Here is an 8595-nt window from a genome sequence, read left to right on the forward strand (position 1 = left end):
TGGGGGAAGCCCCGCCCCCGCTCCCCTTCGGGGCCCGCGGCCCCTACCCCCCCGCCCGCGCCGCGTTTTGGGGGGGGCCCCCCGGCGGGCCGCCCACCACACCGGTTCACTACGGCGTCGAGTAGCCGATGAGGGCGCCGATGCCCGCACCGATCGGGATGGTGACCAGGGCGCCGACTCCGCCCAGGAAGAAGCCGAGTACCGCGCCGATGCCAGCGCCGATCAGGGCGCCGATGCCCGCGTTGTACTGCTTGCGGGCGAGGGCGTCACTGGCTTCGTCGACGAAGGCGGCCATGTTGTCGGTGACGACGGCCGGTGCGGCGACGGGACGCAGGGTGACCGACTGGCCGTCGGCGGCGATACCCGCGGCGAGGTCGAAATTGCCCGCGCCGGTGACGATGTGGGTCGGCACGGTGGCGACAACCCGGCCTGCCGGATCCGTGAGGGTCACCACGCCCCCGGCGAGGCTGAAGGTGCCGTCCGCGACGGACGCGGTGAGCCCGGAGCCGTCGGCGAGCGGGCTCGCCGTAAACGCCACTCCCCCTTCGATTCCCTGGACGATCGGAACGGCTGCCACTGGTCCGGCATGTGCGGTGGTGGCCGCGAGGCCGAGTGCCCCTGCCGCGAGAACGGCGATCGCGCCGAATCGCCGTGCGCCCGAACTTGTTCGAGACGAGAATGTCATCTTGCCCCTCCAGTCTGCCCGCCGAGATCGGCGGAACATACTCTGCTGGACCGGATCTCGATCCGCGAACATTTTCGCATCGTTAAGGACCGAGGGGAACCCACCTGCGGTGATAACGGAAAAACATCACCAGATTTTCCGGTATTCAGGCGAGGTTGCGCTCGGCGCCGAACGCGCGGACAGGTTCCCATCGCCGTCGACATCACTCCGAACGGCGGCGATCCGGTTGCCGTGCCGCCGCGGATCCGGACTGGCAGCGTCGCGAATTTTGTCGGCAGAATGGGTTTTTCATCGAGCCGTACCGGAGGGAAAAACACATGACCATCCTGGTAACCGGGGCCACCGCCAACATCGGCCGCATGGTTGTCGACCACCTGCTCGCCGCGGGCAGCACCGATGTGCGCGCACTGACCACCAACCCGCGACGAGCGGCGCTCCCGGCCGGGGTGGAGGTGGTCGAAGGCTATCTGCGCAGGCCGGAGAGTCTGCCGGCGGCGTTCGACGGCGTGGAGCGGATGTACCTGGCGCCGACGCCGGACAATGTCACCGAAGTGCTTGCGCTGGCCCGCGCGGCAGGGGTACGGCATGTGGTCGACCTGTCCGGCGAGCCCGAGAGCTGGTGGGGCACCGTCTGCACAGCGGTCGAGAACAGCGGCTTGGCCTGGACCCATCTCTGGCCTGCCGACTTCATGGAGAACACCCTGACCTGGTCGCAGCAGATCCGCGAGACCGGCACCGTCAGCGAGCCCTACCCCGACACCGCGACCGCCCCCATCGCCATGGACGACATCGCCGCCGTCGCCGCCACCGCCCTGCTCTCCGACACCCACCACGGCCGCGCCTACCCGCTGGCGGGCCCGGAAGTCCTCACCCGCACCGACCTGGTCCGCCACCTCGCCACCGCCCTCGACCGCGACATCATCTTCCGCCGGTCCTCCCGCGAAGAAACCATCGCCGCCCTCACTCCCACCATGGGCGACAACACGACCTGGTATGTCGACAACGTCCTGACCGACTACACCCCCGACCCCGCCACCCTGCCCATCACCAGCGTCGAGGACATCACCGGCCGCCCGGCGACCACCTTCGCCCGCTGGGCAGCCGGCAACGCCGGCCGGTTCCTCGCCGGCTGACCCTCCGAATCATCCGGTCCGGGGAGGCGGCCGACGTGGCGAAATCTCATTGGACGCGCCCAGACCGGTCGATCACGATCGAAGGATGGACACCGAACTGCCGTCGGCGCTGGGACCGGGGATCGTGCCGCCCGACCGGGTGGTGGTCGGCGATCTCGTGATTCGCCGGTGGCAACCCGAGGATCTGGCAGCCAAGTTCGCGGCGGTCACCGCCTCGTTCGAGCAGTTGCATCATTGGATGGACTGGGCGGCGCGACCGCCGGTCTACGACGAGATGCGGGCGGCGCACGAGACGGTGACAACGCACTGGCCCACACCGGACGGCGGCTTCAACTACGGCATCTTCGGCCGCGACGGACATCTGCTCGGCGTGGTCGGGCTCCACGACCGTGTCGGTCCGGCGACTTTGGAGATCGGCTACTGGTGCCATGTCGATCATGTCGGCCGCGGCGTGATCACCCGGGCGGCCGGGGCGCTGACCACGATCGCGCTGGCCCTCCCCGGCATCACTCGCATCGAAATCCGGTGCGACGCCGAGAATATCCGCAGCGCCGCCGTTCCCCGCCGACTCGGCTACCGGCTCGAGCGCATCGCCCCGCGGCCGCGGAAGACGCCGGGCGATTCGGGCCACGGGATGTGCTGGGTCAAGGAAAACTCCGTCAGCCCACGTCGCGCCGCAGCCAGGTGACTTCGGCGCCGACGCAATCGATTCCCTGCCGGTAGGTCTCGAGATCCTCGTCCCACGGCGTCCCCAGCGCCCGGTCGATCTCCGCGGACAGGTCGAACGCTCCGTGACCGCCGAGTTCGCTGGCGGCTTGCAGTAAGGCACGTAATCGCATCTCGCCCAGCATCACATCGCCGTTGGCACCGGTGGATCCGTGCCAGAGACCGAGCGCGGGAACGAAGCTGTAGCGTTCGCCGTCGACACCTTCGCTGGGATCCTCGGTGACCTCGAAGCGCAGAACCGGCCAGGTGCGCAATGATTGGGCAATCCGCGATGCGGTGCCGACGGGGCCGATCCAATCGCTGCTGGCGCGCAGTTGTCCGTCGGCCGGTTGCGCGGTCCAGCGCAATTTCGCGGGGGACGAGAGCGCGGTGGACAGTGCCCATTCGACGTGCGGGCACAACGCGGCGGGCGATGAGTGGATGTAGACCACACCCGCCGTCGCATCAGCGAACTGACTCGATGCGCGCACTACCAACACCTCCAGCCTCGACAAGGAGCGTCTTCCCCAACGACCCGTCGCGGACTGGCGTGGCCCGAGTGTACTGAAGTGTTCGGTGTTGCGGGTGTTACTTCACAGCGTGTTGTGTGTCTCTGCGATCACGGAATCGCTGAATTTCGGCCATGCTGTTCGAGCCCAGTCGCCGAAATTCTCGTCGCTCAGCGCGATCGTCGCCACCCCTATTTCGGGGTCGACCCAGAGGAACGTGCCGGACTGCCCGAAGTGCCCGTAGGTGCGTGCGGAATTGGCCGAACCCGTCCAATGCGGGGATTTCCCGTCGCGGATTTCGAAACCCAATCCCCAGTCGTTGGGTCGCTGGGAACCGAATCCGGGCAGGATGCCGTCGCGGCCGGGGAATTGCACCGAGGTCGCGTCGTCGAGAGTTTGCTGAGATAACAATTGGGGTGTCAGCAACTCGGCGGCGAACCGGGCGAGGTCGTCCACCGAGGCTTCGGCCGCGTGCCCGGCGGGGCCGTCGAGGACCGCACCGCGCATGCCGAGCGGTTCGAACACGGCCTCGTGCAGATACCGCGGAAACGCGATGCCGGTGCTCGTGGTGAGGAAGTCGGCCAGTAGTTCGAAGCCCGCGCTGGAATAGATGCGGCGGGCGCCGGGCGCGGCGATGACATCGGGGGTGGCGAAGGCCACGCCGGAGGTGTGGGCGAGCAGATGGCGGACAGTCGACCCGGGCGGACCGGCCGGCTGGTCCAGTTCGACGGCGCCCTCCTCGATCGCTACCAGCGTGGCGTAGGCGACCAGCGGTTTGGTGACCGAGGCGAGCCGGAAGACCCGCTCGGTGTCACCGATGGTCGACGCACCGCCTGCTGTGACGACCGCGGCGGCGGCGTTGGCGACCGGCCAGTGCTGTACCTGCTCGAACGAACGCATATCGGCAGCGTACGAGACGCCGCTACGATCGAGTCACCATGAGTCCCGCACCATCGATCCACGGCGACGTGGCGGCCGGCTTCGGCCCCGTCGCCGACGCCCTGCGCCGCAACTTCACCGACCACGGCGAGATCGGCGCCGCCGTCGCCGTCTACGCAGGTGAACAGCCACTGGTCGACCTGTGGGCAGGGCATCGCGATCGTCGGCGCGAGGTGCCGTGGGAGCGCGACACGATCGTGCCGGTGTTCTCCTCCTCGAAGGGCATGGCGGCGTTCACGATCGCCACGGCCGTCTCGCGCGGGCTGCTCGACTACGAGCAACCGGTGGCGAAGTACTGGCCGGAGTTCGCCGCGAACGGCAAAGAACAGATCACCGTCCGCCAGCTGATCGATCACCAGGCGGGGCTGTCCGGGCTGGACCGGATCGTGAAACTGCGCGAGCTGACAGACCGTGACGCTCTCGGCGCGCTGCTGGCCGCGCAGAAACCGGCGTGGAAACCCGGCACACGGCACGGCTACCACGCGCTCACCCTCGGGCTGTATCAGAGCGAACTCCTGCGCCGGGTCGATCCGGCGGGCCGCAGCCTCGGCCGGTTCTTCGCCGAGGAGATCGCCGCCCCGGTCGACGCGGATATGTTCATCGGACTCCCCGAGTCCGAGCCGATGGAGCGGGTCGCCCAGCTGTCGGCGACGAAGGGCCTCGACATCCTGCGCTACGAACTGGCCGACATCCCGGTGCGGATCGGCGCCGAGGTCTACGCCAAGCGGGGGCTTTCCTATGCGGCGCTGACCAATCCGCGCCCCGGTGCGCCTGCCCGCGCCGCCCGCCGGGAGTTCCTGGAAATCGAGTGGCCCGGCATGAACGGCGTCGGCAATGCCCGCGCGCTGGCCCGCGTCTACGGTGCCGCGGCCGGTCGCACCGGTGCGCTGCCGATCGGCGACGACGTGCTCGATCTGCTGGCCGCCGCCGATACCGCGGACGACGTGCCCGCCGGCGACCTGGTACTGCACACCAAGAGCCGCTACCACCTGGGATTCCGCAAGTCGCGCGGCAGTTTCCGCTTCGGCTCGGACAAACGCGCCTACGGCACAACGGGATTGGGTGGATCGTTCGGCTTCGCCGATCCCACGACGGGCCTCGGCTTCGGCTACAGCATGAACCGTCTCGGCATGGCGATCCTCGACGACGTCCGCAGCCGCAACCTGCGCGACGCCGTCCTGCGCTGCGTCGGCTGATATCCCGCGCAATCCGGCCGACGGGCGGCGGGCGGCGTCACGAACGAGCGGACAGCGCCGCAGCGCGCATCGGCGGGCAGACCCACCGATGCGCGCTGTCGGCTCCAAGCTCGATCAGTGTCCGGCGACGCCGCTGATCTCGTTCGGCGCCGACGTCAACGTGGCTGTGGCGGTGATCTTTCCGTCGGCCAGGTCCACCCGGTGCACCTGTTTGGTCGTCGGGTCCGACACGTAGGCGACCCCGCCGCGCACGAACAGCGCAGGCCGCGCGTCCTGCCAGTCGAGTGGTTCCTGCCAGGTCCCGATCACCGGGATGGTCCGGGTGACCGTGCCCGCGACCGGGTCGATGACGTGGATCTTGCCGTCGGTGCCGAGCACCAAGGCCTCACCGGCCGGGCCGCGTCCCAGCGAGCGGAAGGTGTAGCTGGTGCCGATATCGATCAGGCGCAGGGTGCCGTCGGTGGTGTTCACCAGTGAGATCCGCTGTGGCCGTTCGAGTTCGGCGTCCTTGTCGACCTTGTAGTCGCCGAGCACGATCGGCGAGACCTCGCTGCCGGACATGTTGCCGATCCGGCCGTAGGGGTCCGGGCTGGCGACCTTGGTGAACTTCCCGTCGCGGTAGACGAGCGCGCCGGTCTGGCAGCCGATCACCACCGCTTCGCCCTGGGCGGTCGCTTCACCGTGCACGCCGGGGCAGTCCTCGTTCCGGCTGAGCTCCTTGCGGTTTCCGTCGAGTGCGACGGCGCCGACACGCTTGTCCTCGGTGCCGAGGGTGAGTACCAGCTGCTCGTTGCTCAGTTCGATGGCGACACCGTGGTGCGGCGCGGCCGCCTGGTAGACCTCGGTCTTCGGCGTACCGTGCGCGAGCTGCGCCGAGTCGAAGAGGGTGACCTCGCCGGATCCGTCGGCGAACAGCACGGTCTTGCCCGCGTGCCGCACGACGTGCCCCGGCTCGAGCGCGGGGAATTCGGTGCCGGTGAATTCCTTGGCGTAGGCGTCGAAGACACGGAAGCCGTCCTTGGTCGACACCATGAGGTGATCGTCGTCGCCTGCCGGATTGAGCCGGTTGAACCCGTCGAGCTTCACCTCGCCCTGCTGGGCCAGCGTGGCGCCGTCGAGGACGTAGATGCCGCCGTCGAAGGTGAGGGCGATCGGCTCCGCGCCCGGGGTGTGCTCATGGTCGTGCGCGGCATCGTCCGTGCCACAACCACTCAGCGCGACCACCGAGGCGAGGACCCCGGACATGGCCACCATCATGGTGATCCGTGACCGACTGTGCATGTGCTGCTCCATTTCTCCTGCGTGAACTACGTTGTCGGCCCGGACAAGCCACGGGCGATGGCCTCGGTGTTGGCGCGCGCCATCTCCAGATAGGTGGCCGCGCCGCCGCCGGGTGCCGTGAGCGATTCGGTGTGCAGGCCGATCACCTGCACCGGCACACCGGTGTGCTCGGCCAGGACACGCGAGAGCCGGTCGGGCTGTGCGGAATCGGCGAAGATCGCGCCGACGCCCGCTGCCCGGATCGCGCCGGCGAGCTCGTCGAGATCGGCGGCGCTGGGTGAGGCCAGGGTGGTGCCGCTGGGGATCACCGCCCCGATGACGCGGAAGCCGAATCGCTGTGCGAGATAGCCGAAGACGTGATGATCGGTGACCAGTTGCCTGCGTTCGGCCGGTATCGCCGCGAAGCGGTCGGTCATCCACCGGTCCAGCTGGTCGAGCTCGGCGAGGTAGCGGTCGGTGTTCGCACGGACCGCCCCGGCATCTATGCCGTCGACCTGCGCGAGAACTGCCGCACTGATCGCCTCGACGGCCTTGCGGACCCGCTGCGGATCGGTCCAGAAGTGCGGGTCCGGCTTTCCCGCTGACTCGTCGGTGGTATACGCGATCGGGTCGACCCGTTCGGCCACAGCCAGCGTCGGCACCCCGGCCGCAGCGGCCGCCTGCACATGCCGGGCCACGCCCTCTTCCAGGCCCAACCCGTTGTGCACGACCAGCGCCGACTGTTCGATATCGGCCGCCTGCCGCGCCGAGATCGCGAACGAATGCGGATCGGCCCCGGCCTGCATGAGCACTGTCACGGGCACGGTATCGCCGACGACCGCCCTGGTCAGGTCACCGAGGATATTGGTCGTCACGACAATCCCGGATCGGTCGGTGCCGCTCGAACAGGCGGCGGCCAACGGCATCAGTACCGCCATGACGACAGCCGAGACCATGACGGCGGACAACGGCCTCCGCCGATGTATACGACGGCTGGAGACGAACGCGGACGACACTCTTCGCAACCGCCGCAGTTCATGGGATGCCACTGCACCGGGCAGCCACGATCGAAAGCCGGTACAGGCGAGGGCACGCGGCCGCCACCCAACCCCGGCCAACGGTCGCCAAACGGCCCGGCACAGTGCGACCGCCGCGAGGTCGGCCGAGGAGGGGTAGGCGGTGTTGTTCCTCGCGTTCACAGCCCCGTCTCCACCATCAGCGAAGGCGCGATGTCCAGCGGGAACGTACGCGCCACCCGGAGGTTGTCGTTGTAGGCGATCTCGTGGATGGTGCGCGCACGAATGTCGTTGACGTAGGCGCGATCCGGGTCTACATGGATCGAGGCATGATCGTCGACCGGGCCGGGGATCAAGGCGAGATGCGCTGTCTCCGCGCCGGTGACCGGGTCGAGTCCGTGCAGGACACCGTCACGGGTGAGCACCAGCAGCGACGATCCTTCGCCCGCCGTGTTCACCGCCACCACGTCGGCGATCGGTGTCAGCGTCCAGGTCTTCTTCCTGACGTCGAGGGTCCACACCCCGTTTCGGCCGGCGAGTGCGGTCAGCGTGGTGCTGCCGGGCCGATGGGTGAAAGCGGTCGCGCGTTCCGCGGGCGGTGCCGGGTACGGGATCTTCTCGGTGACGAACCCGCCGTCCCGCTGTGCCACGACGATCGCGCCGTCGGCACATCCGAAGACGACGCCGCGCCGAGTCAACGCCTGTCCCTGCGGATCCGGGCACGCCACGGACTGCATGCCCCCGGCCGCACCGTCGCGTCCGCGCACCTCCACGCGTCCCGCATTGTCGGCGACGATCAGCCGCTCGGCGTAGGGCACCGCGATGCCGTCGATCCGCCGCGGCTCCGCACCCACGCCCTCGCCCAGCGCCGCACGATCGAACACCATCGTCTCGCCGGCATCCGAAACAACCGCTACGACAACGGGATCGCTGTGCGCCGAGACCACCGCGCCACTCGGCCCCGCCGCGCCACTCGGCCCCGCCCCGACACTCGGCCCCGCCCCGACACTCGGCTCTGCCCCGCCGCTCGGCCCTGCCCCGCCGCTCGGCCCTGCCCCGCCGCTCGGCCCTGCCCCGCCGCTCGGCCCTGCCCCGCCGCTCGGCCCTGCCCCGCCGCTCGGCCCTGCCCCGCCGCTCGGCCCTGCCCCGCCG

Annotated in this window: 9 protein-coding genes; 3 read left to right on the forward strand and 6 right to left on the reverse strand. The window is 69.3% G+C overall.

From position 1 onward, the window contains the following. Positions 1–109: 109 nt before the first annotated feature. Positions 110–685 (reverse strand): hypothetical protein, encoded by a 576-nt coding sequence (locus ACFWF2_RS30380; RefSeq protein ID WP_379310904.1) that lies wholly within the window; start codon positions 683–685, stop codon positions 110–112. 317 nt (positions 686–1002) lie between these two features. On the opposite strand from ACFWF2_RS30380, the gene ACFWF2_RS30385 reads away from it, so the two are divergent. Both ACFWF2_RS30385 and ACFWF2_RS30390 read left to right on the forward strand, forming a co-directional pair. Next, positions 1003–1818, forward strand: coding sequence for an SDR family oxidoreductase (locus tag ACFWF2_RS30385; protein WP_379310905.1), 816 nt, complete (start codon positions 1003–1005; stop codon positions 1816–1818). Between the two features lie 85 nt (positions 1819–1903). Further along, entirely contained in the window at positions 1904–2506 is a 603-nt protein-coding gene (locus ACFWF2_RS30390; RefSeq protein WP_379310906.1) for a GNAT family N-acetyltransferase, read from the forward strand. Here the strand turns inward: ACFWF2_RS30390 and ACFWF2_RS30395 are convergent. Both ACFWF2_RS30395 and ACFWF2_RS30400 read right to left on the reverse strand, forming a co-directional pair. Next, the gene (locus ACFWF2_RS30395; RefSeq protein WP_379310907.1) at positions 2478–3014 is read right to left on the reverse strand and encodes a DUF3145 domain-containing protein; all 537 of its coding nucleotides are present in this window, start codon (positions 3012–3014) and stop codon (positions 2478–2480) included. The genes ACFWF2_RS30390 and ACFWF2_RS30395 overlap by 29 nt on opposite strands. 102 nt (positions 3015–3116) lie before the next feature. After that, positions 3117–3932: a serine hydrolase domain-containing protein gene (locus tag ACFWF2_RS30400; RefSeq protein ID WP_379310908.1), complete on the reverse strand. Its 816-nt coding sequence runs from the start codon at positions 3930–3932 to the stop codon at positions 3117–3119. A 38-nt stretch (positions 3933–3970) separates the two neighbouring features. Here ACFWF2_RS30400 and ACFWF2_RS30405 point away from each other — a divergent pair, with 38 nt between their 5' ends. Further along, entirely contained in the window at positions 3971–5167 is a 1197-nt protein-coding gene (locus ACFWF2_RS30405; protein ID WP_379310909.1) for a serine hydrolase domain-containing protein, read from the forward strand. A 114-nt stretch (positions 5168–5281) separates the two neighbouring features. Here ACFWF2_RS30405 and aztD read toward each other — a convergent pair whose 3' ends face one another. The 3 genes from aztD to ACFWF2_RS30420 all read right to left on the reverse strand — a co-directional run bounded on the left by aztD (position 5282) and on the right by ACFWF2_RS30420 (position 8330). After that, positions 5282–6448 carry a zinc metallochaperone AztD gene (gene aztD / locus ACFWF2_RS30410; protein ID WP_379310910.1) on the reverse strand — a complete coding sequence of 389 codons (1167 nt, stop codon included), beginning with the start codon at positions 6446–6448 and terminating at the stop codon, positions 5282–5284. Positions 6449–6474: 26 nt separating this feature from the next. Next, positions 6475–7383: a zinc ABC transporter substrate-binding protein AztC gene (gene aztC, locus ACFWF2_RS30415; protein WP_379310921.1), complete on the reverse strand. Its 909-nt coding sequence runs from the start codon at positions 7381–7383 to the stop codon at positions 6475–6477. Positions 7384–7622: 239 nt separating this feature from the next. Next, positions 7623–8330: an ABC transporter gene (locus tag ACFWF2_RS30420; protein WP_379310911.1), complete on the reverse strand. Its 708-nt coding sequence runs from the start codon at positions 8328–8330 to the stop codon at positions 7623–7625. Positions 8331–8595: the final 265 nt, after the last annotated feature.

Source organism: Nocardia sp. NPDC060259, from assembly GCF_042728775.1.
Taxonomy (GTDB): Bacteria; Actinomycetota; Actinomycetes; order Mycobacteriales; family Mycobacteriaceae; genus Nocardia.

Coding starts and splice junctions, on each gene's coding strand:
- aztD (WP_379310910.1), bottom strand. CDS start 6,448: ATGCACAGTCGGTCACGGATCACCATGATGGTGGCCATGTCCGGGGTC.
- aztC (WP_379310921.1), bottom strand. CDS start 7,383: ATGGTCTCGGCTGTCGTCATGGCGGTACTGATGCCGTTGGCCGCCGCC.
- ACFWF2_RS30380 (WP_379310904.1), bottom strand. CDS start 685: ATGACATTCTCGTCTCGAACAAGTTCGGGCGCACGGCGATTCGGCGCG.
- ACFWF2_RS30400 (WP_379310908.1), bottom strand. CDS start 3,932: ATGCGTTCGTTCGAGCAGGTACAGCACTGGCCGGTCGCCAACGCCGCC.
- ACFWF2_RS30420 (WP_379310911.1), bottom strand. CDS start 8,330: ATGGTGTTCGATCGTGCGGCGCTGGGCGAGGGCGTGGGTGCGGAGCCG.
- ACFWF2_RS30385 (WP_379310905.1), top strand. CDS start 1,003: ATGACCATCCTGGTAACCGGGGCCACCGCCAACATCGGCCGCATGGTT.
- ACFWF2_RS30390 (WP_379310906.1), top strand. CDS start 1,904: ATGGACACCGAACTGCCGTCGGCGCTGGGACCGGGGATCGTGCCGCCC.
- ACFWF2_RS30405 (WP_379310909.1), top strand. CDS start 3,971: ATGAGTCCCGCACCATCGATCCACGGCGACGTGGCGGCCGGCTTCGGC.